Raw genomic sequence first — 23,139 nt, 5'->3', positions numbered from 1 at the left:
CGGGCCGCACTCACCCTCCGTGCTGAGACAACCGGGCTTTTCGCACCGCCATTCCCACTGGGGCGGTCTGTCCGATTCTGTCCCAGGCGCTCCCGGTTCGCCGGTCACCCGCGTCCCGCTGGACGAGACGCGTCCCGGGGGCCCGATGGAGCCCTTCACCCGGACGGTTCACGGGCGGGTGATCGTCACGCCTCGCCGGGGACCCCGGGGCCGGAAGGGATATATGGAGCGTCTAAGGTGGCGTGGTACGCGCAGAGCGGACGATTCGGGACCCATCGTTCCTGTGGACGCCTGCGAAGATTCATCTTCAGTTGGGGTGTTAGTGACCGCCGTCGAAACCCGTCCCGCCGGGGTCACCGGGGCGACTCCTGGGCACCGGCCGATCGGGGCCCGTGTCGGCGCCTTCGTCGCACTGACCAAGCCCCGGATCATCGAGCTGCTGCTGATGAGCACCGTGCCGGTCATGTTCCTCGCCCAGCAGGGCGTTCCGGACATGTGGCTGGTGGCCAAGGTCGTCATCGGCGGCTACCTCTCGGCGGGCGGCGCCAACGCGCTCAACATGTACATCGACCGGGACATCGACGCGCTGATGACCCGCACCGAGCGGCGGCCGATCGTCACCGGGATGGTCTCGCCGCGCGAGGCGCTGGTGTTCGGCGTCGTGCTCGCCGTCGTCTCCACGCTGATCCTGGGCGTGGGGGTCAACTGGCTCTCGTCCGGGCTGGCGCTCGGCGCGCTGCTGTTCTACGTGTTCGTCTACACGCTCGGGCTCAAGCGGCGCACCTCGCAGAACATCGTCTGGGGCGGCATCGCCGGCTGCATGCCGGTGCTGATCGGCTGGTCCTCGGTGACGAACTCGATGTCCTGGGCGGCGGTGGCGCTGTTCCTGGTCGTCTTCTTCTGGACGCCGCCGCACACCTGGGTGCTGTCGATGAAGGTCCGCGACGACTACGAGCGGGCCGGCGTGCCGATGCTGCCGGTCGTCAAGGGCAATGTGGCGGTCGGCAAGCAGGTCGTCGCCTACTCCTGGGTGATGGTCGCGACCTCGCTGGCCGTGTGGCCGCTGGGCCACATGAGCTGGCTGTACCCGGTCGTCGCGGTGCTGCTCGGCGGGGCGTGGCTGCGCGAGGCGCACGCGCTGTACGGGCGGGCCAAGGCCGGTGTGGTGGGCGCCAAGCTCAAGGAGATGCGGCTGTTCCACTGGTCGATCACGTACCTGTCGCTGCTGTTCGTGGCGTGCGCGATCGACCCGTTCCTGAAGTAAGCCGTTGTCGTGAGAAGAGCCCCGGTCCTGGTGGACCGGGGCTCTTCTCGTTCTCACCTGCCGGGCAGCTCCGACGGGCCGACGTGGCCGTCCAGCCAGTCCCTGAGCGGCTGGGAGGCGTGCAGGAAGTCCGTGATCCGGGTGTACGCGGCGTGGGTGCCCAGCCACTTCGCGGGCTCCCACTCCTGCCAGGCCACCAGGCCCTTGTGGCGCAGCAGCTCGATCCTCGGGTGGTCCTTGGGGTAGCCGCGCGGGGCGGACTTCAGGGAGTCGCGGCCGTGGACGGTGGGCCCGTGCTTCTCCACCGCCGCGATCACCCGCTCCAGCTCGGCGCCGCTCACGTCCTCGGCGACGGCCGCGCGGTAGCGCTCCAACTGGTCGGAGGCGAGCTGGTAGAAGCCGTTGCCGCAGGCCAGGCCGTCGGCGGAGAGCTGGATGTAGCCGCCGGACTCCAGGTGCGCGCCGATCTGCGTCTTGTACGGGGCCTTGTCGGCGCTGAAGCGGACGTCGCGGTTGGGGCGGAAGACCTTCCCCGGCCCGAACTCCGGCTCCAGCTCGGCGAGCAGCGCCTCCATCGGGGCCCGTACGACGTCGTCGTACTGCTCCTTGTGGGCGTGCCAGAACGTCTTTGAGTTGTCGGCCTCCAGGCGCTCGTAGAAGTCGAGCGCCTCGGTCGGCCAGCCTTTGAAGGTCACGTCCTCCAGTATGTGGCCCGGTGCACAGGGCGCTCCCGTCGCCAGCTCGACTACCGGTCGGTAGCATGCGGGCATGAGCAGCGCAGAGACCGCCACCGCCGCCGCGTCGGACGCCCGCACCGAGCGCCGCGCCAAGCGCATCGCCAAGCACCTGTCCAGCTTCGCCCGCGAGCACGGGGGCGGCGGCGACGCCGTCGTCGAGTACGTCGGCTCCGTCGCCACCCGCATCGTCGTCGTCGGCGCCGACGGCGCCTGGGGCGACCAGGTGGCCCCCAGCTACGCCGTCGGCAAGCGCGCCGCCGAGCTCGCCGGGCTGACCCTGCACGACGACTTCGAGGGCGAGCTGGGCCTCAAGGTCAAGACCGGCCCGTACGAGTGGAAGCGCATGGCGGGCATCCAGATCTGAGCCCTGCGGGCTGCCGGCCCGGGTTCCCCGACCAGGGGAGCCCGGGCCGTTCCGTCAGCGCGCGAGGTCCAGCCAGGGCCGGGAGCCGGGCCCGGTGGGATGGGTGCCCGTGACGGCCATGACGACCGAGTAGAGGCTGGTCTCCGCGGTGATGAAGAGGCGGTTGCGCTTGGCGCCGCCCCAGGCGATGTTGGAGACGGTCTCGGGGACGACGAGCCGGCCGATCAGCGTGCCGTCCGGGTCGTAGCAGTGGACGCCGTCGGCCATGGCGGCCGCCCAGAGCCGGCCGCCGTCGTCGAAGCGGAGGTTGTCGAAGCGGGCGCCCTCGCGGGCCGCGGCCTCCGCGAAGACCTCGCCGTCCGACAGCGTGCCGTCACGGCGCACGTCGAAGACCCGGATCACGCCTCCCCGGGTGTCGGAGACGAACAACTGCTGCTCGTCGGGCGAGAAGACCAGTCCGTTCGGGGCGCTGAAGCAGTCGGCGACCAGGTCGACCGAGCCGCTGACCGGGTCGATCCGGTACACGTTGTTGGAGCCGATCTCGCTCTGGGCGCGGTAGCCCTCGTAGTCACTGTTGATGCCGAAGTCCGGGTCGGAGAACCAGATCGAGCCGTCCGACCTCACCGCCGCGTCGTTCGGGCTGTTCAGGCGCCTGCCCTGCCAGCGGTCGGCCAGCACGGTGACCGTGCCGTCGTGCTCGGTCCGGGTCACCCGGCGGTTGCCCTGCTCGCAGGTGATGAGGCGGCCCTCGCGGTCGAGGGTGTTGCCGTTGCTGTGCCCGGCACGGTGACGGAAGACGCCGACCGCGCCGGTCTCCTCGTCCCACCGCAGCATCCGGTCGTTGGGGATGTCGCTCCAGACCACCTGCCGCCAGGCGGGCAGGTAGACGGGGCCCTCGGCCCACCGGCAGCCGGTGTACAGGACCTCGAGGGCGGCGTCGCCGTTCATGCACTTCCCAGTGCGGAACCGATCATCGAACATCTCGTAGGGCGTGGGGCGTTCGGTGCTCACGGGTATCCTCCCCGACCATCGTGCGATGAACCTGCTTCGACCGAGAGCCTAGACCTCAGGATGAGATATGGTCAGACCCGGAATCCATCGAATGGAGTGTAGTGGATCACATCGACCGGGCACTGCTCGCACGACTCCAGCAGGACGCCACCCAGTCCTACGCCGTCCTGGGCAAGGCCGTGGGCCTCTCGGCCGGCGCCGCCCACGAACGGGTGCGGAAACTGCGCGAACGCGGCGTGATCCGGCGCACCGCGGCCGAGGTGGACCCCGCGGCGGTGGGCGGCGGCGTACTGGCCTACGTCACCGTCGACTCGACCTCCTGGATGGGAGACTCCAAGGAGAGCTTCACCGCGCTCCCCGAAGTCCTGGAGGCGCACATCATCGCCGGAAGCGCGTCGGTCCTGGTGAAGGTTCGGACCGCCACCACCGAGCAACTGCAGGACGTGCTGCGCCGGATCTACGCCATCGACGGAGTCAGCGGGACGCAGGCCACGGTGGTGCTGGAGACCTTCTTCGAACGGCAGGTCTCGCCGCTCACCGACCCCCGGGCGGACGCGGACGACCGGCTCTAGCGGCGCGGGCCGGCGACGAGGTCGCTCAGCCGGACGACGGTGATCTCGACCTGGCCGTGCCCGTCCTCCCGGCCCGCGACGGCCTCGCAGCCGTGGACCGTCGTGTCCTCCAGGACGGGCATCAGGCCCTCGTCGCCGTCGGCGCAGAAGTAGCCGCGCCGTAGGAGGTGGCCGCTGAAGCAGGCTTCCTCGACCCGGGCTCGGGCCCTGATGCGACGGGCTTCTGGCCGGAACGACCTGGAACCAGGCTGCCGGCGGTCCTGCGGGCGACACCGGCTGGTGCCGCCCGCAGGACTGTCCGTCACCTCAGCAGGCCGCGCCACCGAGCCGCCGACTCCAACGCGTCCAGGCTGATCCGCTCCAGGAACGCCCCGCTCTTCGCCAACCGTGACCCAGCAGGCGTGTCGAGGCCGATCTGCTCCGCATACTGCACCGCGACCTGTGCCGCATGAAGCGTGTGCTCCGCTCCGGTCACCGTCGACTGGAACCAGGCGTCGTTGTCGACCACGTACACGTCCCGGCGCCCCTGGGCCTCGCGCCTGATCAGCTCCTGGCTGATCAGGTACCCCACCGCCGCCGAGACCGATGCCGGGCTGACTCCCAGCTCCCGGGTCAGCTCGGCGGCAGTGAGCCTGCCGTCCGCACTCAGCCACAACGCGATCAGGACCCTGGCCATCATCTTCGGCAGCCCGGTGCCCACCGCCAGCTCCACTGCCTGGTCCTGGGCGTCCGCGCGCCCGGCGCCGCGTGCGTGCCCGGTGCTCGGCGTGCGGCGGCGGGCCCGGCGCTCCGTCGCCCGGTGCGCGAGTTCGGCGCGGTAGCCGGCCGGACCGCCGTTACGGCCGATCTCCCGGCTGACCGTCGAGGTGGTCCGGCCGAGGCGCCGGGCGATCTCGGCGTAGGAGAGCCCTTCGACGAGTCCGGTGGCGATGCGGTGGCGGTCCTGCTGGGTCAGTCTTCCTCCGGGCACGGCCGCAGTATTGCATTCGGCGACACCTGATGCAACGCCAGCGGTGCATTCGGTGACATCGTCATTGCATCAAAATATGGCCTCTGAGCTGCTGTTACGGGGATCTCTCCGTAGACGTTTTCTCTGAATGCAACGTAGCTTTCAGCGCGTGCTGAACAAAGATCTCGCCATCGCCGCCACCGGACTGCGCAAGTCCTACGGTGCCCACCTCGTCCTGGACGGTGTCGATCTCGCCGTCACGCAGGGCACGGTCTACGCTCTGCTCGGCCCCAACGGCGCCGGCAAAACCACGATCGTCCAGATCCTGTCCACCCTGATCAAGGCAGATGCCGGCCAGATCCGCGTGGCCGGCCACGACCTGGCCCGGGACCCCGACGCGGTGCGCGCCGCGATCGGCGTCACCGGCCAGTTCTCCGCCGTGGACGACCTGCTGACCGGCGAGGAGAACCTTCGCCTGATGGCCGACCTGCTGCACGTCGGCCGTCCTCGGCGCCGCCGGACCGTAGAGGCGCTGCTGGAACGCTTCGACCTCGCGGCCGTCGCCCGCAAGCCCGTCGCCACCTACTCCGGAGGCTTGCGCCGTCGCCTGGACCTCGCCATGACGATGGTCGGCGCGCCCCGGCTGATCTTCCTCGACGAACCGACCACCGGCCTGGACCCGCGCAGCCGCCGCGAACTGTGGCGCACCGTAAGGGACTTGGTCGAGAACGACGGTGTCACCGTCTTCCTGACCACCCAGTACCTGGAGGAGGCCGACCGGCTCGCCGACCGCGCCGCCCTGCTCAGCCAGGGAAGACTCGTCGCCGAGGGGACACCGGACGAGCTCAAGCGCCTGATCCCCGGCGGCCACATCGCCGTGCGCTTCGCCGACGACGCCGAACTCACCGTCCAGATCGCGGACGGCGGCGTGGTCGAGGCCCTGAGAGTCGCCCTGGGCCGGCTGAACGCGTTCGACGCGGAAGTGGCGGGGCTGACGGTGCACACCCCGGACCTCGACGACGTCTTCCTGGCACTGACCGCATCCTCCTCGCGCTGACCAACGGCACCAATCGCACCCCCTGTGAAGGAACCCGCCCGATGAAAGCCGTCGCCGACTCCGCGACCATGCTGCGCCGCCAGCTCAAGCACGTCCGCCGCTACCCGACGCCACTGCTGACCTACACCGCCGTCCCGGTGATCATCCTGCTGATGTTCGTCTACGTCCTCGGCGGCATCATGGGCGCCGGTATCGGCGGCGGCCGTGCCGCCTACGCCGGCTACCTCACCCCCGGCATCATGGCCACGACCATCGCCGCCGCCGCCCAGGGCACCGCCATCGCCGTCGCGATGGACATGACCAGCGGTATCGTCGCCCGGTTCAAGACCATGGCCATCGCGCGCGTCTCCGTCCTCACCGGACACGTGCTCGGCTCCCTGGTGCAGAACTTCCTCGCGCTCGCCGCAGTGACCGCCGCCGCCCTCGCGATCGGTTTCCGGCCCGCCGCCACCGCCCTGGACTGGCTCGGTGTCATCGGCATCCTGGCCATGTTCACCTTCGCCATCACCTGGCTGTCCGTCGCGCTCGCCATGATCGCCCGCAACGTCGCCACCGCCAGCAACCTGCCGATGCCCTTGCTGATCCTGCCGTTCCTCGGCAGCGGCGTGGTGCCCACCTCGTCGATGCCGACGCCGCTGCGCTGGTTCGCCGACAACCAGCCGTTCACCCCGGTCATCGAGACCCTGCGCAAGCTGCTCGCCGCCCAGCCGGCCGGCACCGACCTCGCGAAGGCCGTCGCGTGGAGCGCGGTGATCGCGCTCTCCGGCTACCTGTTGGCACGCAAGCTCTACAACCGCTGAGGGCTGCGTCGGTGAGATCCGTGGGACAGGCCCGCAGCGCGCATCGGGCGGTCAGCGGCGGTGCCGTGCAGGTGCGCCCGACGGTCGTGCGAAAGGCTGGGGCGCAGGAGACATGGCTGACGGTCCGATCCCGGATCATGAGTCTGTGGTCCGCATCCCTGCCTACATGGCCAAGGCACTCAAGGAGGCGTTGGATGTCGCAGAGCTTGAACAGCTTCGCTGACCTTTTGAGGTCTGCGCGGAAGTCGGCGGTCCACCTGGAACTGCGTGATGTCCACGCCGTCGACAACGAGGACGAGGGCTTCCGGGCCTGGAAGTCGGGTCACCGGCTCGACCCTGCCGATCGCGCATCGTGGTGGAGGCCGTGGCTCGACCTCGTCCAGGAGGTGACCGCCAACGGGGTCGTGGTCAGGCGGTGGCGGGCTCGGGGGTGCGGGCGGCCGGGGTGGTGGCGGGGGCGTCCTCGCGGGTGCGGAGGGCGAGGGGGATGCGGAGGGCGGCGATCCAGGTGAGGGAGGCCAGGAGCATGTGGAGGCCGACCATCAGCTCGGGGGCGTCGGTGAAGTACTGGATGAAGCCGAGGACGCCCTGCAAGGACAGGACGACGAGGAGTTCCTTGGCGCGGGACTTCGCGGGCTGGGGGGCCTTCACCGCGGCGAGGACGAAGAGGACGGCGATCGACAGGCCGACGGCGATGAAGGCGAAGTCGGCGTGGAACTGCGCGAGGCGGTCGTAGTCGATCGGGATGCGCGGGACGATCTTGTTGTCCTTGGGCGTGCCCGGGTGGTGGCCGGCGCCGGTGACCAGGGTGCCGGCGGCGACGAGCAGGCCGATGACGGTGACCAGGACGTAGGAGAGCTGGTGGACGGGGCGGGCCACGGCGAGCTTCGCGGGGCCGTCGCCCTCCTTGCTGCGCTCCCACATCAGCAGGGCGACCCAGACCAGGCCCATCGCGGCGATCATGTGCAGCGCGACGGTGTACGGGTTGAGGCCGGTCAGGACGGTGATGCCGCCGAGGACGGCGTTGCTCATCACCAGCCAGAACTGGGCCCAGCCGAGCTTGGTCATGCTGCGCCGCCACGGGCGGTGGCAGCGGGCGGCGAGGATGGCCCAGCCGACGGCCGCGCTCAGCACGTACGTGAGCATGCGGTTGGTGAACTCGACGACGCCGTGGAAGCCCATCTCGGCGGTCGGGGTCAGGCTGTCGTCGGTGCAGCGGGGCCAGGTGGTGCAGCCGAGGCCGGAGGCGGTGAGCCGGACGGCGCCGCCGGTGACGACGATGACCACGCTCATCACCAGTGCGGCGAACGCGGCGCGCCGGACCATCGCGGCGGAGGGCTGCCAGCGCTCGGCGAGCAGGGAGAAGGGGTTCATCACGGGGTCAATCGTAGGTGCCCTTACAGCCGATCTTGGGGCGGGGCACAGCGGGGCGCGGCGCTGGGCGACGGCGGACGCGACCCAGGGGTACGAGAATCCAAACGGGACAATCCGGACGACACGCGCATTGGTCTTGACCAATCGCCCGCTCGGCCGCAAGAGTGCGGATTGGTCCATACCTTTTTTCGGGCCGCTCCCACTCCTCCCGCACGTAAGCGGAGATCCTGCACATGCGCATATCCACCTCAGCCGCCGCGCTCGCCGTCGGCGGCTCGTTCGTCCTGGCCGGCCTCGTCGCCCCGGCCGCCCAGGCTGCCGACCCCGGCCAGGAGTGCCGCAGCCTCGGGGTCGCCAACCTGTATGGCGAGTTCATCGAGGGCAACGACACCCACACCCCCGACGCCGAGGGTGCCGTCGCGGTCGGCGGCAACGCCGACTTCACCGGCGGGTTCTCGGTCGGCCAGGAGCTGACCCAGGCCCAGGTCGACGCCCTGCCGGGCAGGAACGCGCTCGTCGTGGCCGGCAAGCTCACCGGTGGCAACACCCAGGTGATGAAGGGCAACGGCGTCTACGGCTCCAAGGCCGACGGCGCCGTCATCCAGGCCCACGCCGGCACCGTCGGCCAGGGCGCCTCGCCGATCGACTTCAAGGCCGAGTTCGCCAAGCTGCGCGCCGCCTCGACCGCGCTGGCCGCCGTCCCGCAGACCGCCGGCGCCACCGTCCAGGCCGATGGCCCGAACCTGACCTTCACCGGCGGCGACGCGAAGTACAACAGCTTCACCGTCGACGCCGCGAAGCTCCAGGGCGCCAAGGACATCTTCCTCAAGGTGCCCGCCGGCTCGGTCACCGTGATCAACGTGACCGGCGGCTCGTACGACATGGCCGCGGCCGGGACCACCGGCTTCAACATCTGGGACGCGGGCAGGAACGGCTTCCTCCTGGACGACAAGCTGCAGAGCGCCTCGGGCGGCGCGATCCGGGCCAAGCTGCTCTGGAACTTCCCGACCGCCACCAAGGTCGTCAAGAACAGCGCCGCCGCCTGGGCCGGCACCGTGCTCGCCCCGAACGCCGCCTTCGACCTCGGCAGCGCCGGCCCGGTCAACGGCTCGGTCATCGCCGCCTCGCTGACCGGCAAGGGCGGTGCGGAGACGCACCACTACCCCTTCACCGGCTGCCTGCCGACGACCCCGACCACCCCGACGACGACCCCGACGACCCCGACGACGCCGACCTCGCCGTCGCCCTCGGCCACCACCCCGGGCGCCACCGCCACGCCGAACCCGTCCGGCAGCGCGACCACCCCGGGCACCACCGGCTCGCCGAGCGCGGGCGGCTCCGCCGGCCCGTCCTCCTCCACCGCTCCGGTGGCTCCGGGTGCCGCCGGCCCGTCCGCCAAGGCCAACGGCGGCGACCTGGCCCACACCGGCTCCGGCCCGGTCGTCCCGCTGGCCATCGCCGGCGCCGCGGTGATCGCGGCCGGTGGCGCGATGGTCGTCGTGGCCCGCCGTCGGGCGGCCAAGAAGGCTTGATCGAGCCCTGTCTGATTGACGCGGCGCCCCTGGTGATTGAACCCGATCACTTGGGGCGCCGTTCTGTCTTGACGTGACGAAGTTCATTCAGGTTTGCCGAAAACGCGTTCAGCGAGGTGGCGGCTGTGATGGGCTGGTCATACACATTCGACAGCGGACCGACAGACGAATTCCGGTCGCACGGCGGGGTGTGGCGAGGTGTGGGAGTGCCGGTAGAGTCCCCCGGACAGTCGTGGCGGGCCACCGCGAACCCACTCAACGCGCCTGCTGCGTAGGACCGTTCGGAGGGGAACAAGGTATGGCGCGACAGCAGCGGATATCCAGGATCGGCGCGGCGGCTCTCGCCGGTACGGCGGCGGCCGGATTCGTTCTGCCCCTGGCGCTGGCCACCAACGCCTCGGCGCACACGCCGACCTGGTCGGTGACCTGCGACAAGGTGCAGATCGATCTGATCAACTACAGCGACAAGCAGGGCGTGACGAACACCATCACCCTCACCATCGACGGTGAGAAGGTCCTGGACGGCAAGACCTTCGGCAAGGAGTTCCACGACAGCGTCGTCGTGAAGGACCACAACGCCGCGGTCAAGGCGCACCTGGTGGTCAAGACCACGGAGACGCCGAACGAGCCGACCTGGAACGTCGACGAGACGAAGACCATCGAGCCGTGCCACACGCCGACTCCGGTCCCCACTCCCACCAAGACCCCGACGCAGACGCCGACTCCGACCCCGACGGCGACCCCGACGGTGACCCCCACGGTCACGCCGTCCGTGACGAAGACGCCGACCAGGACGCCGTCGCCGTCGCCCAGCACCCCCGGCCCGGTGCTCGCGCAGACCGGTAGCAGCGATGCCACCCCGATCATCGCGGCCGCCGGTGGCGGCGTGGTGCTGGTCGGTGGCGCGCTCGTGCTGCTGGCCCGCAAGCGGCGCGGCGGCAGCGAGGGCTGACGCCCCCGGTAAGCCGAACGACGAACGCCCCCCGGCCTGTTGAGGCCGGGGGGCGTTCTGCGTGCGCCAGAAGCGGCTACTCCCAGCGGAAGAAGCGGGCGGCCGCCGCCAGGCCGAGGACGGACCAGACGGCGAGGATGCCGAGGTCGGACCAGGGCACGCCCGCGCCGTGCTGGAGCACCGAGCGCAGCCCGTCCGAGAGGGCGGAGATCGGCAGCAGTTCCAGCGCCGACCGTACGGCGTCGGGGAACTTGCTCAGCGGGACGATCACCCCGCCGGCCAGGAGCAGCAGGATGAAGACCAGGTTGGCGGCGGCCAGCGTGGCCTCGGCCTTGAGGGTGCCGGCCATCAGCAGGCCGAGGCCCGAGAAGGCGGCGGTGCCGAGGACGAGCAGGGCGGCGACGGCCAGCAGGTTGCCGTGGGGGGACCAGCCGAGGGCGAGGGCGATCACGGACAGCAGGGCGACCTGGAGGATTTCCGTCACCAGGACGCAGCCGGTTTTGGCGGTGAGCAGCGTCCAGCGGGGCAGCGGGCTGGCGCCGAGGCGCTTGAGGACGCCGTAGCGGCGTTCGAAGCCGGTGGCGATGGCCTGGCCGGTGAAGGCGGTGGACATCACGGCGAGGGCGAGCAGGCCCGGGGCGAGGAAGTCGACGCGCTTGCCGGGGCCGTCGACGGCGACGATGTCGACGGCGGAGAAGAGCACCAGCAGGACGGTCGGGATGACGACGGTGAGCAGCAGCTGTTCGCCGTTGCGCAGCAGCATCTTCGTCTCGAAGGCCGTCTGGGCGAGCAGCATCCGGCCGACCGGTGCCGCTCCCGGCCTGGGGGAGTAGTCGGTCACGAGCGGAGCTCCCGTCCGGTCAGGTCGAGGAAGACGTCTTCGAGGCTGCGGCGCTGGACGGACAGCCGTTCGGGCAGGATGCCGGAGGCCGCGCACCAGGCGGTGACGGCGGCGACGAGGGCGGGGTCGACGGGGGCGCCGATGCGGTAGCTGCCGGGGGCGGTCTCCGTGGCGGTGGCGCCGGCGGGGAGTTCCTTGAGCAGGGGACCGAGGTCGAGGCCGGGCGGGCCGTCGAAGCGCAGGGCGTCCTCGGAGCCGCCGCGGCAGAGCTCCTCGGTGGTGCCGTGGGCGATCACGCGACCGCCGTCGACGATGGCGACGTGGTCGGCGAGCTGTTCGGCCTCGTCCATGTGGTGGGTGGTGACGACCACGGTGACGCCGTCGCGGTGCAGGTCGCGGACGAGTTCCCAGGTGGCGCGGCGGGCCTGGGGGTCGAGGCCCGCGGTGGGCTCGTCCAGGAAGACGAGCTCGGGGCGGCCGACCACGGCCATGGCGAGGGCGAGGCGCTGCTGCTGGCCGCCGGAGAGGCGGCGGTAGGTCGTACGGCCGCAGGAGCCGAGGCCCAGGCGTTCGACGAGGGCGTCGACGTCCAGGGGGTGGGCGTGCAGCTCAGCGGTGTGCCGGAGCATCTCCACGGCGCGCGCCCCCGCGTACACGCCACCCGATTGGAGCATCACGCCGATCCGGGGCCGCAGGGCCGCGTTCTGGCCGACCGGGTCGAGGCCGAGGACGCGGACGGTGCCGGCGTCGGGGCGGCGGTAGCCCTCGCAGGTCTCGATGGTGGTGGTCTTGCCGGCGCCGTTGGGGCCGAGGACTGCGGTGATCGTGCCGGGGGCGATGGTCAGGTCCAGGCCGTCGACCGCGACCTTCTCGCCGTAGCGCTTGACCAGCCCGGCGATCTGGACCGCGGGTACGGGGTTCATACCGGCGAGTCTAAGAGGGCCCCACGCACGGGCCGGACAGTGCCTCGATGATCGAAATCCCAGGCCAGGTAAGGCTTGCCTGCGTGACAGATGACACGGGTGCGGCGTGGATCACGGCTTGTCCCGGCGGAAGTAATTACGCAACACTGGTGTTGTGAAAAACATGCGCGAGCACACCACGCACCAGGAGGCCGAGTCGGCCCCTGGCTGGGACGTGCCCGCGACGGCGGCCGAGGTGCTGCTGGACGGCCACCGCGCCACCCGCGACCGGGTCGCCCGCTCCATCCTGGACCACGGCCCGTCCTCCGCCGCCGACCTGGCCAGCCGGCTCGGCCTCACCGCCGCAGCCGTGCGCCGCCACCTGGACTCGCTGGCCGCCACGGGCCTGGTCGACGCCCGCGAACAGCGGGTCTACGGCAGCCGCGGCCGCGGCCGCCCGGCCAAGGTCTTCGGCCTCACCGACGCCGGCCGGGACGCCTTCTACCAGGCGTACGACCAGCTCGCCGCCGACGCGCTCCGCTGGATCGCGGACTCGGTGGGCGGCGGCAAGGCGGGCGAGGAGGCGGTCGCCGCCTTCGCCCGGGCCCGTTTCGGCAAGCAGGCCGAGAAGTACCTGGAGACCCTGCGGCAGGCCGAGGCGCAGGAGCGCCCCGAGGCCCTGGCCCAGGCGCTGAGCGCGGACGGGTACGCTGCCACGGTGCGGCGTGTCCCCCCGGCGGCCAAGGCCCCCGCGGGTGCCCAGCTCTGCCAGCACCACTGCCCGGTCGCGCACATCGCCGAGCAGTTCCCGCAGCTCTGCGAGGCGGAGACCGAGGTCTTCTCCCAGCTCCTGGGCACCCATGTGCAACGGCTGGCCACCATCGCCCACGGCGACGGGGTCTGCACCACCTATGTGCCGGCAACCGGTGCCGCATCGTCGCCCACCGTGCGCAGCACGGTCCGCGGCTCCGATGCCGCGCCGACTGCCAGCACGTCGGAAAATTCCGCGTCCACCGAAGATTCTGCGTCCGCGCGTTAGGAAGCTCGCATGACTGACACCGTTTCGCACCCGGAGCTCGAGGGCCTGGGCAACTACGAGTACGGCTGGGCCGACCCGGACGCCGCCGGCTCCGTGGCCAAGCGCGGGCTCAGCGAGGAGGTCGTCCGCGACATCTCCGCGAAGAAGAGCGAGTCCGAGTGGATGCTCAACCTGCGTCTCAAGGGCCTGAAGCTGTTCGGCAAGAAGCCCATGCCGACCTGGGGCTCCGACCTGACCGGCATCGACTTCGACAACATCAAGTACTTCGTGCGCTCCACCGAGAAGCAGGCCGAGTCCTGGGAGGACCTGCCGGCGGACATCAAGGCGACGTACGACAAGCTGGGCATCCCGGAGGCGGAGAAGCAGCGCCTGGTGGCCGGTGTCGCCGCGCAGTACGAGTCCGAGGTCGTCTACCACCAGATCCGTGAGGACCTGGAGGAGCAGGGCGTCATCTTCCTGGACACGGACACCGCGCTGCGTGAGCACCCGGAGATCTTCAAGGAGTACTTCGGCACCGTCATCCCGGCCGGCGACAACAAGTTCGCCGCGCTGAACACGGCGGTGTGGTCGGGCGGATCGTTCATCTACGTGCCGAAGGGCGTGCACGTCGACATCCCGCTCCAGGCGTACTTCCGGATCAACACCGAGAACATGGGCCAGTTCGAGCGGACGCTGATCATCGTCGACGAGGACGCGTACGTCCACTACGTCGAGGGCTGCACCGCGCCGATCTACTCCTCCGACTCGCTGCACTCCGCAGTCGTGGAGATCATCGTCAAGAAGGGCGGCCGCTGCCGCTACACGACGATCCAGAACTGGTCGAACAACGTCTACAACCTGGTCACCAAGCGCGCCGTGGCGTACGAGGGCGCGACCATGGAGTGGGTCGACGGCAACATCGGCTCCAAGGTCACCATGAAGTACCCGGCCGTCTACCTGATGGGCGAGCACGCCAAGGGCGAGACGCTGTCGATCGCGTTCGCCGGCGAGGGCCAGCACCAGGACGCCGGCGCCAAGATGGTGCACATGGCGCCCAACACCTCCTCCAACATCGTCTCCAAGTCGGTGGCGCGAGGCGGCGGCCGGACCTCCTACCGCGGCCTGATCGAGATCGGTGAGGGCTCCAAGGGGGCCAAGTCCAACGTGCTGTGCGACGCACTGCTGGTGGACACCATCTCCCGCTCGGACACCTACCCGTACGTGGACGTCCGCGAGGACGACGTGTCCATGGGCCACGAGGCGACCGTCTCGAAGGTCAGCGAGGACCAGCTGTTCTACCTGATGAGCCGCGGCCTCACCGAGTTCGAGGCGATGGCGATGATCGTGCGCGGCTTCGTCGAGCCGATCGCGCGCGAGCTGCCGATGGAGTACGCGCTGGAGCTCAACCGGCTGATCGAGCTGCAGATGGAGGGCTCGGTCGGCTGACCCCCGGCCGTTCGACCGCCATCCACTGATTTCGAGGAAGAGAGCACAACGAACAGCCATGGCTGAGCAGAACACCACCGGCTCCACCACCGCCGGTTCGATCGAGGTCGGCACGGCGGGCGCGGGCGCGCAGCTCGCCGGCCCCGGCACCGGCCGGACCGCGGTCCAGCAGCCGATCGACGCGCGCGTCGCGGTCAAGCCCTCCTTCGACGTGAACGACTTCCCGGTGCCCACCGGCCGCGAGGAGGACTGGCGGTTCACGCCGATGCACCGCCTCGGCGGGCTGCACGACGGCACCGCCGCCGCGGGCGAACGCGGCGAGGACAAGGTCGAGTTCGCGCTGCCGGACGGCGTCACCGCCGAGACCGTCGGCCGGGACGACGCCCGCCTGGGCAAGGCCGGCACGCCCGTCGACCGCGTCGCCGCGCAGGCGTTCAGCGCGTTCGACCAGGCGCTCGTCGTCACCGTCCCCCAGGACGCGGTGCTCACCGAGCCGGTGAGGATCGACGTGCGCGGCGAGGGCGGCGTCCGCTTCGCCCACGTGGTGATCGACGTCAAGCCGTTCGCCGAGGCCGTCGTGGTCCTCAACCACGAGGGCACCGGCACCCGGGCCGCCAACGTGGAGCTGCTGGTCGGCGACGGTGCGAAGCTCACCTTCGTCTCCGTCCAGGACTGGGACCGCGACGCCGTGCACGTCGCCCAGCACAACGCGCTGGTCGGCCGCGACGCCTCGTACAAGTCCGTGGTCGTCACCTTCGGCGGCGACCTCGTCCGCCTGCACCCGCGCGTCAACTACGCGGGCCCCGGCGGCGAGGCCGAGCTGTTCGGCCTGTACTTCGCCGACGCCGGCCAGCACCTCGAGCACCGTCTGGTCATCGACCACGACACCCCGCACTGCCGCTCCAACGTCGCGTACAAGGGCGCCCTCCAGGGCAAGGACGCGCACGCCGTCTGGGTCGGCGACGTGCTGATCCGCGCCGCCGCGCTGGGCACCGACACCTACGAGCTCAACCGGAACCTGGTGCTCACCGACGGTGCCCGGGTCGACTCGATCCCCAACCTGGAGATCGAGACCGGCGAGATCGTCGGCGCCGGCCACGCCTCCGCGACCGGCCGCTTCGACGACGAGCAGCTGTTCTACCTGATGGCCCGTGGCATCCCGGCCGACGAGGCCCGCCGCCTGGTGGTGCGCGGCTTCTTCGCCGAACTGCTGCAGCAGATCGGCGTGGCCGAGGTGCAGGAGCAGCTCATGGTCAAGATCGACGCCGAGCTCGAAGCGGCGGTCTGATCCAGATGAGCTTCCTGCGTGCCTGCGCGCTCGGCGACCTCCAGGAGGACGTGCCCAAGCGCGTGGACCTCAACGGCGTCCCGGTCGCCGTCGTCCGCACCGACGAGGGGGTGTTCGCGATCAACGACATCTGCTCGCACGCGAACGTCTCCCTCTCCGAGGGCGAGGTCGAGGACTGCATGATCGAGTGCTGGCTGCACGGCTCCAGCTTCGACCTGCGCTCCGGCAAGCCCTCCGGCCTGCCCGCCACCAAGCCGGTCGCCGTCTACCCCGTAAAGATCGAAGGGGACGATGTGCTCGTCTCCGTCAACCAGGAGTCCTGAGTACACATGGCAACCCTTGAAATCCGCGACCTGCACGTCTCCGTGGACGCCGAGAACGGCCCGCGCGAGATCCTGAAGGGCGTCGACCTGACCGTCAAGCAGGGCGAGACCCACGCCATCATGGGCCCCAACGGCTCCGGCAAGTCCACCCTCGCCTACTCGCTGGCCGGCCACCCCAAGTACACCGTCACCGGCGGCACCGTGCTGCTCGACGGCGAGGACGTCCTGGAGATGTCCGTCGACGAGCGCGCCAAGGCCGGCGTCTTCCTGGCCATGCAGTACCCGGTCGAGGTCCCCGGCGTCTCGGTCTCCAACTTCCTGCGCACCGCCGCCACCGCCGTCCGCGGCGAGGCCCCCAAGCTGCGGCTGTGGGTCAAGGAGGTCAAGGAGGCCATGGCCGCCCTGCAGATGGACCCGGCCTTCGCCGAGCGCAACGTCAACGAGGGCTTCTCCGGCGGTGAGAAGAAGCGCCACGAGATCCTCCAGCTCGAGCTGCTCAAGCCGAAGATCGCGATCCTCGACGAGACCGACTCCGGCCTCGACGTCGACGCGCTGCGGATCGTCTCCGAGGGCATCAACCGGGTCCGCTCCACCGGCGAGGTCGGCACCCTGCTGGTCACCCACTACACCCGCATCCTGCGGTACATCCAGCCCGACTACGTCCACGTCTTCGCGGGCGGCCGCATCGTCGAGTCCGGCGGCGCCGAGCTGGCCGACAAGCTGGAGAACGAGGGCTACGAGGCGTACGTGAAGGGGGGCGCGTCCGAGTGACGCATGCCTTTACCGGTCATTCCGCCCTGCTCGACACCGACGCGATCCGCAAGGACTTCCCGGTGCTGCAGCGCGTGCTGCACGACGACAAGCCGCTCGTCTACCTGGACAACGCGGCCACCTCGCAGAAGCCGCGCCAGGTGCTGGAAGCCCTGAACGCCTACTACGAGCGGCACAACGCCAACGTCCACCGCGGCGTGCACGTGCTCGCCGAAGAGGCCACGGCGATGTACGAGGGCGCCCGCGACAAGGTCGCGGCCTTCGTCAACGCGCCGAGCCGCAACGAGGTGATCTTCACCAAGAACGCCTCCGAGTCGCTCAACCTCGTCGCCAACATGCTGGGCTGGGCCGACGAGCCGTACCGCGTGGACGCCGACTCCGAGATCGTCATCACGGAGATGGAGCACCACTCGAACATCGTCCCGTGGCAGCTGCTGTCGCAGCGCACCGGCGCGAAGCTCAAGTGGTTCGGGCTCACGGACGAGGGCCGGCTCGACCTGTCGAACATCGACGAGCTGATCACCGAGAAGACCAAGGTCGTCTCGTTCACGCTCGTGTCGAACCTGCTCGGCACCGTCAACCCGGTCGAGACGATCGTGCGCAAGGCGCAGTCCGTCGGCGCGCTCGTCGTCATCGACGCCTCGCAGGCCGCCCCGCACATGGTGCTCGACGTGCAGGCGCTCGAAGCCGACTTCGTCGCCTTCACCGGCCACAAGATGCTGGCCCCGACCGGCATCGGCGTGCTCTGGGGCCGCCAGGAACTGCTGGAGGACCTCCCGCCGTTCCTCGGCGGCGGCGAGATGATCGAGACCGTCACCATGGGCTCGTCCACCTACGCCCCGGCGCCGCACAAGTTCGAGGCGGGCACCCCGCCGATCGCCCAGGCGGTCGGGCTCGGCGCGGCCATCGACTACCTGTCGGCCATCGGCATGGACAAGATCGCCGCCCACGAGCACGCCATCACCGAGTACGCGGTCGAGCGGCTGCTCGAGGTCCCCGACCTGCGGATCATCGGCCCGCGCACGGCCGTGGACCGCGGCGCCGCGATCTCGTTCACCCTCGGCGACATCCACCCGCACGACGTGGGCCAGGTGCTCGACGAGCAGGGCATCGCCGTGCGCGTCGGCCACCACTGCGCGCGGCCGGTCTGCCTGCGGTACGGAATTCCCGCGACCACGCGAGCGTCGTTCTACCTGTACTCGACGCCGGGCGAGGTCGACGCGCTGATCGACGGCCTGCACCACGTCCGGAACTTCTTCGGCTGACGGGCAGGAGCAGGATCAGATGAAGCTCGACTCGATGTACCAGGACATCATCCTGGACCACTACCGCAACCCCCACGGCAAGGGTCTGCGGGACGGCGACGCCGAGGTGCACCACGTCAACCCGACGTGCGGCGACGAGATCACCCTTCGGGTGAAGCTCGACGGCTCGACGGTTGTCGACGTCTCGTACGAGTCCCAGGGCTGCTCGATCAGCCAGGCCAGCGCCTCCGTGCTGAACGACCTGGTCGTCGGCAAGACCGTGGGTGAGGCGCAGGCGGTCCAGGAAGCCTTCCTGGAACTGATGCAGAGCAAGGGCCAGGGCGAGGGCGACGAGGAGGTGCTCGAGGACGCGGTCGCGTTCGCCGGCGTCTCCAAGTACCCGGCCCGGGTCAAGTGCGCGCTGCTCAGCTGGATGGCCTGGAAGGACGCCACCGCCCAGGCGCTGGCGCAGCACCCCGTTACCGACTGAATCCGCAGAGGAGGATTGATCATTGTGACTGACGAAACCACCTCCGCTGCGGACACCGCATCGGAGGAGCAGCCGGCCACCGGCCTCATCGTCGGCACCACCGCCGGAACCGTCTCGGTGGAGGACCTGACCGAGGCCCTGATGGACGTCGTCGACCCCGAACTGGGCATCGACGTCGTCAACCTGGGCCTGATCTACGGCATCCACATCGACGAGTCCGACGTGGCCACCATCGACATGACCCTCACCTCGGCGGCCTGCCCGCTGACGGACGTCATCGAGGACCAGGCCAAGACCGCCACGGACGGGCTGGTGCAGGACCTGCGCATCAACTGGGTCTGGATGCCGCCGTGGGGCCCCGACAAGATCACCGACGACGGGCGCGACCAGCTCCGGGCGCTGGGGTTCAACGTCTGATCGCTGTCTGTGCTGTCCACTGCCGCTGCCGCGCGAACCCTCCGGGTCCGCGCGGCAGCGGTGTTTCTGCGCCTGAACACCCGCGCGCGATCCGCTGAGTTGATCAGCTCTACCACCGTTCCCCACCATCCACCCCCCACCCGCCTCCCGGCGGGTGCCCGCCCCCGGCGCGCGCCGCGCGCCGCCGGGCCGGGCGGCGCGCGGCGGAAACAGAGCTGATCGGGAGCCCGTCCTCGCGCAATGCCGCGACCATGGCAGCGCGCAGGGTCTGCGGGGTGGGGTCGGTGTTCACCGTGCTTCTTCTCGGCTCAGGTCGAGTTGATCAGTAGGCCCAGGTTGAACCTGTACCCCGATACTCCTCGACGGGGATCGGGTGGACACCGGGGCGCATGCGGTCGGTGTAGAGCAGGCCGTCGAGGTGGTCGATCTCGTGGGCGATGAGGCGGGCGAGGCCGAACTCGTAGGTGGCGGTGGTGGTTACGCCGTCGAGGGTGGTGGAGGTGACGTCCATGCGGAGGGGTCGGGGGACCATGCCGCGGACGTCGAAGAAGCTGAGGCAGCCTTCGTACTGTTCGTCGGTCTCGTCGGAGACGGTGGTGATCTTCGGGTTGAGCAGGATGATCGGGTCGGCGCCGGCGGTCGGGGGCAGGACGAGGGCGGCGGCGCGGGGGATGCCGATCTGTGGGGCGGCGAGGCCCGACGTGATGTGGGTTCCTCGAAACTCGGTGGCCCGCTTCATCGACGCCGATACGATCTTTCCACCCGTCCTGGCCGCCCTGGAGGAGCAGACGTGACACAGCAGACTGCGGAGGAACGCCCGGGTATTGCCGCCGCGATCGTGGTCCATGAAGGCCGCGTGCTGATGGTGAGGCGGCGGGTGAGCGAGGGCCAGCTCTCCTGGCAGTTCCCGGCAGGTGAGATCGAGGCCGGTGAGTCGCCGGAAGAGGCGGCCGTTCGCGAGACTGCCGAGGAGACTGGACTGGGTGTGGCCGCCGTCAAGCTCCTGGGTGCGCGGGTGCATCCGAAGACTGGCCGGCTGATGTCGTACACGGCCTGCGAGGTCGTCAGCGGTACCGCCGAAGTGGTGGACACGGACGAGCTGGACGCCCTCGCGTGGGTGACCCTCGCCGAGATCCCCGAATACGTGCCGTACGGGCTCTTCGAGCCGGTGCAGGAGCACTTGAACGCTGTGCTCACTGCCTGACCGCTGGCCCTACGGGGACACTCGGAGAGCCAGCGCAGACCGAGCTCGTCCTTCTTGGGGAGAAGCCGTCATCCTGCTGCCGAGCGAACCCCTCCTTCGGATGAAGGAGTTGCGCGGCGGTGCGGCATCTGTAGCCGGGCGGCCAGGGTGAGAGCATGTTGTTCGTTGTGGCGTCGGGGCGGTGGGTTCTGCCTGAAGCGCCGTATGCGCTCTGGGTTCGTCGTCAACTGGACGAGCATCTTCGGTTGCCCGAGGTCCTTCGGGTCGAGGTGATCGGTGGGGAGTTCATGGTGACGCCCCATCCGAGTTACGGCCATGCTGCGGTGGTCTCGGACATTCAGGAGGCGGTGTTCCGCGCCGAATTCACGAGACCGACTTGTCGCTGGCTGGTCGTGCATGGGACTGGCCTCGACCTTGCGGAGATCGGGGACGGCTACGCACCGGACCTCATGATCCTGGCGTCAGAGGTGGAAGCGGCGATCACGGCGGAGGCGAAGGATCGGTACCTTCACCCGGATGAGATCACCTTGGTGGGTGAGGTCACTGCGCCCTTCAGTGCGCACAACGATCGACGTGAAAAGCAGCGTGGGTATGCGCGGACAGGGGTGCCGTACTACCTGTTGGTGGACCGAGATCCGGGGCAGCCTGGGGTGACGCTCCTCGGGGAGCCGAACAAGAGCGCCGGGACCTATGAGGTGCTGGGGGAGTGGCTGTTCGGCGAAACCGTCCGGTTGCCAGAGCCCTTTGGGGTCGAGATCAGCACTGACAGTTGGAAGCCTTGGGAGTAAAGACGCCGCTGCCCGGGGCGTGTTTGGACGTGACCGGCAGCGGCGTACCGATGCCGGGGAACGATCGGGCCTCCCGATCGTGAGGACCGCTTGGGCGGGATAGCCGCTCCAGTAGCCGCGCGCCGCCTGGTGGGGCGGTGCGCGGCGGAGGCCGGGGGTGGGCATCCGCCGGGAGGCGTGTGCGGGGAGGGGGTGATGCGCGGGTGTTCGGCTGGGGGAAAGGGGGCTGCCCGGGGCTTCTGGGGGAAGGCCCGGGCAGCGAGGGGTGGTGGATGTCAGGCGGGCTTGGGCTTGCGGGCTACGGCGAGGGCGAGGGTGGTGCAGAGGAGGGCGGCGACGGTGGCGAAGCCGCTGATGGCGGGGAGGAGGCCGTAGGACTGGACCAGGGCGCCGACGATGACGATGGGGAGGGAGCTGCCGAGGTAGACGATGATCCAGAGGGCGGACAGCTCGGAGCCGCGGCGTTCGGGGTTCATGGCAGCCACGGCGGTGGTGAAGAGGGAGCGGAAGGCGACGCCCTGGCAGGCGCCGCCGAGGACGCTGCCGATGAAGAGCAGGGCCGGGGTCTCGGTGTAGCCGGCGGCGACGACGAGGCCCAGGCCGGCGGCCAGGCCGGTCATGCCGAGGGCGATCACCAGACGGTCGGAGGTCGGGGGGACGATCAGCTGGGCGGCCGCCGAGGAGCCGAGGAGGAGGGCGGCCACGATCGCGCCGACCAGGTGGGACGGGGTGTGGAGGAGCCTGGAGGCGAAGGCGGGGGCCAGGCTGAGGTAGACGCCGAAGACCGCGTAGGAGATGAAGCCCGCGGTGGCGGCGAGGAGGAACTCGCGGCGGCCGGTGCGGGGCAGGCGCAGGCGCTGCGGGCGCAGGTGGGCCGGGGTGGTGATGCGCGGCGGGGACGCCGGGGGGCGGTTGCGGCCGGGCATGCGGGGGTGGACCACGGCGAGGGGGATGCAGAGGGAGAGCAGCGCCACCGCGTGGAGGAGGAAGGGGGTGAGGAGGGGGTCGGAGCCGTTCGCCAGGAGCGCGCCGACGACCGGGCCGAGGGCGACGCCGCCCGCCGAGCAGGCCAGGGTGAGCTTGGCGGCCAGGGTGGGGTGGTCGGGCAGGAGGTCGCCGAGGGCGGCTCCGGCGGCGCCGGTGGAGAGGCCGACGGCTATGCCCTGGACGGCGCGGCCCACGGCCAGCTGCCAGAAGCTGCCGGAGGTGGCGAAGACCACGTCGCCGGCGGCGGCCAGGGCGACGGCGGGCAGGATGAGCGCGCGGCGGCCGAGGTGGTCGGACCAGTGGCCGACGACGGCCAGCACCGGGACCAGGGCGAACACGTAGATCGTGAAGAGGATCGTGGTGTCGAGCGCGGTCAGGTGCAGGCTCTGCTGGAGGAGCGGGTAGATCGGCGTCGCCAGGTTGGCGCCGATCAGCATCAGCAGTAGGGCGGTCGAGACCAGGCCGACGCGGATTCCGCGCATCGCGTTCCAGCGGCTGATCGCGGAGAGCTGGAGCTGGGGCCGGGGCGCGAGCTCCAGGGGAAGCAGGGCCTCCGACAGTCGGCGTCCGTCGAGCTGCGCGGTGCGCAGGCCGGGGCCGGCGGGGGAGAGGTCCGCCATGTGAGGGATCTCCTGTGGCAGGGCACCACCGGGTCGGCGGGGTGTGCCGGCGCGCCCGTCCTGAGGCGCTGTGGTGTGGCCGCAGTGCGGGGCTCCCTGGTGGAGCGGATGAGCTGAGGATGTGGGCTTCGTTGCCCGGCGGTCCGTGCGGGGTGTGCGCGGTACCAGACCGAAGGATAAAGGGTGGG

The 23,139-nt window shown here is 70.3% G+C and carries 27 protein-coding genes and 1 pseudogene; 19 read left to right on the top strand and 9 right to left on the bottom strand.

Annotated features, from left to right (window positions below; genetic code table 11):
- Nucleotides 1–316: 316 nt before the first annotated feature.
- Nucleotides 317–1,264 carry a heme o synthase gene (locus IH61_RS0104710; protein WP_031065329.1) on the top strand — a complete coding sequence of 316 codons (948 nt, stop codon included), beginning with the start codon at nucleotides 317–319 and terminating at the stop codon, nucleotides 1,262–1,264.
- Between the two features lie 53 nt (nucleotides 1,265–1,317).
- On the opposite strand, the gene IH61_RS0104705 is transcribed toward IH61_RS0104710, so the two are convergent.
- Complete coding sequence (locus IH61_RS0104705; protein WP_031065327.1) at nucleotides 1,318–1,959, bottom strand: DUF2461 domain-containing protein; 642 nt, start codon at nucleotides 1,957–1,959, stop codon at nucleotides 1,318–1,320.
- Nucleotides 1,960–2,032: 73 nt separating this feature from the next.
- Between IH61_RS0104705 and IH61_RS0104700 the strand changes: the two genes are divergently transcribed.
- Nucleotides 2,033–2,365 carry a hypothetical protein gene (locus IH61_RS0104700; protein ID WP_031065324.1) on the top strand — a complete coding sequence of 111 codons (333 nt, stop codon included), beginning with the start codon at nucleotides 2,033–2,035 and terminating at the stop codon, nucleotides 2,363–2,365.
- 54 nt (nucleotides 2,366–2,419) lie between these two features.
- Here the strand turns inward: IH61_RS0104700 and IH61_RS0104695 are convergent, their stop codons facing one another.
- On the bottom strand, nucleotides 2,420–3,346 hold the full coding sequence (locus IH61_RS0104695; RefSeq protein ID WP_420713833.1) for an SMP-30/gluconolactonase/LRE family protein: 927 nt from the start codon (nucleotides 3,344–3,346) through the stop codon (nucleotides 2,420–2,422).
- Between the two features lie 131 nt (nucleotides 3,347–3,477).
- On the opposite strand from IH61_RS0104695, the gene IH61_RS0104690 reads away from it, so the two are divergent.
- Nucleotides 3,478–3,948, top strand: coding sequence for an Lrp/AsnC family transcriptional regulator (locus IH61_RS0104690; RefSeq protein WP_031065319.1), 471 nt, complete (start codon nucleotides 3,478–3,480; stop codon nucleotides 3,946–3,948).
- On the opposite strand, the gene IH61_RS46750 is transcribed toward IH61_RS0104690, so the two are convergent.
- Together IH61_RS46750 and IH61_RS0104680 are read right to left on the bottom strand one after the other, a co-directional pair.
- Nucleotides 3,945–4,253 (bottom strand): hypothetical protein, encoded by a 309-nt coding sequence (locus IH61_RS46750; protein WP_158844642.1) that lies wholly within the window; start codon nucleotides 4,251–4,253, stop codon nucleotides 3,945–3,947. The two genes, IH61_RS0104690 and IH61_RS46750, sit on opposite strands and share 4 nt — an antisense overlap.
- The gene (locus IH61_RS0104680) at nucleotides 4,250–4,918 is read right to left on the bottom strand and encodes a GbsR/MarR family transcriptional regulator (protein WP_031065316.1); all 669 of its coding nucleotides are present in this window, start codon (nucleotides 4,916–4,918) and stop codon (nucleotides 4,250–4,252) included. Before IH61_RS0104680 ends, IH61_RS46750 begins: the two co-directional genes overlap by 4 nt.
- Before the next feature lie 148 nt (nucleotides 4,919–5,066).
- Between IH61_RS0104680 and IH61_RS0104675 the strand changes: the two genes are divergently transcribed.
- From IH61_RS0104675 to IH61_RS49880, 3 genes are all read left to right on the top strand, one after another.
- Nucleotides 5,067–5,954: an ATP-binding cassette domain-containing protein gene (locus IH61_RS0104675; RefSeq protein WP_234327028.1), complete on the top strand. Its 888-nt coding sequence runs from the start codon at nucleotides 5,067–5,069 to the stop codon at nucleotides 5,952–5,954.
- A gap of 41 nt (nucleotides 5,955–5,995) precedes the next feature.
- Complete coding sequence (locus IH61_RS0104670; protein ID WP_031065307.1) at nucleotides 5,996–6,754, top strand: ABC transporter permease; 759 nt, start codon at nucleotides 5,996–5,998, stop codon at nucleotides 6,752–6,754.
- Between the two features lie 137 nt (nucleotides 6,755–6,891).
- Complete coding sequence (locus IH61_RS49880) at nucleotides 6,892–7,266, top strand: DUF6879 family protein (RefSeq protein ID WP_324607579.1); 375 nt, start codon at nucleotides 6,892–6,894, stop codon at nucleotides 7,264–7,266.
- Here IH61_RS49880 and IH61_RS0104660 read toward each other — a convergent pair.
- Nucleotides 7,163–8,128: a COX15/CtaA family protein gene (locus tag IH61_RS0104660; protein WP_031065304.1), complete on the bottom strand. Its 966-nt coding sequence runs from the start codon at nucleotides 8,126–8,128 to the stop codon at nucleotides 7,163–7,165. The genes IH61_RS49880 and IH61_RS0104660 overlap by 104 nt on opposite strands.
- Before the next feature lie 233 nt (nucleotides 8,129–8,361).
- Here IH61_RS0104660 and IH61_RS0104655 point away from each other — a divergent pair, with 233 nt between their 5' ends.
- Nucleotides 8,362–9,660: a choice-of-anchor A family protein gene (locus tag IH61_RS0104655; protein ID WP_031065303.1), complete on the top strand. Its 1,299-nt coding sequence runs from the start codon at nucleotides 8,362–8,364 to the stop codon at nucleotides 9,658–9,660.
- Nucleotides 9,661–9,958: 298 nt separating this feature from the next.
- Nucleotides 9,959–10,612: an LAETG motif-containing sortase-dependent surface protein gene (locus IH61_RS0104650; protein WP_031065299.1), complete on the top strand. Its 654-nt coding sequence runs from the start codon at nucleotides 9,959–9,961 to the stop codon at nucleotides 10,610–10,612.
- A gap of 76 nt (nucleotides 10,613–10,688) precedes the next feature.
- On the opposite strand, the gene IH61_RS0104645 is transcribed toward IH61_RS0104650, so the two are convergent.
- Nucleotides 10,689–11,408 carry an ABC transporter permease gene (locus IH61_RS0104645; protein WP_051836289.1) on the bottom strand — a complete coding sequence of 240 codons (720 nt, stop codon included), beginning with the start codon at nucleotides 11,406–11,408 and terminating at the stop codon, nucleotides 10,689–10,691.
- A gap of 41 nt (nucleotides 11,409–11,449) precedes the next feature.
- Nucleotides 11,450–12,376 (bottom strand): ABC transporter ATP-binding protein, encoded by a 927-nt coding sequence (locus tag IH61_RS0104640; RefSeq protein ID WP_031065293.1) that lies wholly within the window; start codon nucleotides 12,374–12,376, stop codon nucleotides 11,450–11,452.
- Nucleotides 12,377–12,539: 163 nt separating this feature from the next.
- On the opposite strand from IH61_RS0104640, the gene IH61_RS0104635 reads away from it, so the two are divergent.
- The 8 genes from IH61_RS0104635 (at nucleotide 12,540) to IH61_RS0104600 (ending at nucleotide 19,352) form a co-directional block, all read left to right on the top strand.
- On the top strand, nucleotides 12,540–13,394 hold the full coding sequence (locus tag IH61_RS0104635; protein WP_107057042.1) for a helix-turn-helix transcriptional regulator: 855 nt from the start codon (nucleotides 12,540–12,542) through the stop codon (nucleotides 13,392–13,394).
- Between the two features lie 9 nt (nucleotides 13,395–13,403).
- Nucleotides 13,404–14,819, top strand: coding sequence for a Fe-S cluster assembly protein SufB (gene sufB / locus IH61_RS0104630; RefSeq protein WP_031065289.1), 1,416 nt, complete (start codon nucleotides 13,404–13,406; stop codon nucleotides 14,817–14,819).
- A gap of 58 nt (nucleotides 14,820–14,877) precedes the next feature.
- A complete protein-coding gene (sufD, locus tag IH61_RS0104625) occupies nucleotides 14,878–16,107 on the top strand; it encodes a Fe-S cluster assembly protein SufD (protein ID WP_031065286.1) in 1,230 nt (409 codons plus the stop codon).
- A gap of 5 nt (nucleotides 16,108–16,112) precedes the next feature.
- Nucleotides 16,113–16,430: a non-heme iron oxygenase ferredoxin subunit gene (locus IH61_RS0104620; RefSeq protein WP_031065283.1), complete on the top strand. Its 318-nt coding sequence runs from the start codon at nucleotides 16,113–16,115 to the stop codon at nucleotides 16,428–16,430.
- A gap of 6 nt (nucleotides 16,431–16,436) precedes the next feature.
- The gene (gene sufC / locus IH61_RS0104615; RefSeq protein ID WP_031065281.1) at nucleotides 16,437–17,201 is read left to right on the top strand and encodes a Fe-S cluster assembly ATPase SufC; all 765 of its coding nucleotides are present in this window, start codon (nucleotides 16,437–16,439) and stop codon (nucleotides 17,199–17,201) included.
- The gene (locus IH61_RS0104610) at nucleotides 17,198–18,466 is read left to right on the top strand and encodes a cysteine desulfurase (RefSeq protein ID WP_031065279.1); all 1,269 of its coding nucleotides are present in this window, start codon (nucleotides 17,198–17,200) and stop codon (nucleotides 18,464–18,466) included. The genes sufC and IH61_RS0104610 overlap by 4 nt, the downstream gene beginning before the upstream one ends.
- A 19-nt stretch (nucleotides 18,467–18,485) precedes the next feature.
- Complete coding sequence (sufU, locus tag IH61_RS0104605) at nucleotides 18,486–18,935, top strand: Fe-S cluster assembly sulfur transfer protein SufU (protein WP_031065276.1); 450 nt, start codon at nucleotides 18,486–18,488, stop codon at nucleotides 18,933–18,935.
- Between the two features lie 87 nt (nucleotides 18,936–19,022).
- Complete coding sequence (locus IH61_RS0104600; RefSeq protein WP_031065274.1) at nucleotides 19,023–19,352, top strand: metal-sulfur cluster assembly factor; 330 nt, start codon at nucleotides 19,023–19,025, stop codon at nucleotides 19,350–19,352.
- Nucleotides 19,353–19,674: 322 nt separating this feature from the next.
- Here IH61_RS0104600 and IH61_RS0104595 read toward each other — a convergent pair whose 3' ends face one another.
- Entirely contained in the window at nucleotides 19,675–20,091 is a 417-nt protein-coding gene (locus tag IH61_RS0104595) for a peptide deformylase (protein ID WP_234327027.1), read from the bottom strand.
- Between IH61_RS0104595 and IH61_RS50165 the strand changes: the two are divergent.
- The 3 genes and pseudogenes from IH61_RS50165 to IH61_RS42530 form a co-directional block, all read left to right on the top strand.
- A pseudogene (locus tag IH61_RS50165) lies at nucleotides 20,051–20,146 on the top strand (NUDIX hydrolase); the annotation flags it as partial. The gene IH61_RS0104595 and the pseudogene IH61_RS50165 sit on opposite strands and share 41 nt — an antisense overlap.
- Nucleotides 20,143–20,556, top strand: a complete 414-nt coding sequence (locus IH61_RS0104590; protein WP_031065271.1) for an NUDIX hydrolase — start codon at nucleotides 20,143–20,145, stop codon at nucleotides 20,554–20,556. The pseudogene IH61_RS50165 and the gene IH61_RS0104590, both read left to right, overlap by 4 nt.
- A 155-nt stretch (nucleotides 20,557–20,711) precedes the next feature.
- A complete protein-coding gene (locus IH61_RS42530) occupies nucleotides 20,712–21,344 on the top strand; it encodes a Uma2 family endonuclease (protein ID WP_051836255.1) in 633 nt (210 codons plus the stop codon).
- 275 nt (nucleotides 21,345–21,619) lie between these two features.
- On the opposite strand, the gene IH61_RS0104580 is transcribed toward IH61_RS42530, so the two are convergent.
- Complete coding sequence (locus IH61_RS0104580; RefSeq protein ID WP_051836254.1) at nucleotides 21,620–22,951, bottom strand: MFS transporter; 1,332 nt, start codon at nucleotides 22,949–22,951, stop codon at nucleotides 21,620–21,622.
- Nucleotides 22,952–23,139 lie beyond the last annotated feature (188 nt).

This window comes from Streptomyces sp. NRRL WC-3742, from assembly GCF_000720635.1.
Lineage (GTDB): Bacteria > Actinomycetota > Actinomycetes > Streptomycetales > Streptomycetaceae > Kitasatospora.
Note: the sequence above shows the minus strand (reverse complement) of the source record. Positions and strands in the feature narration are given on the sequence as shown.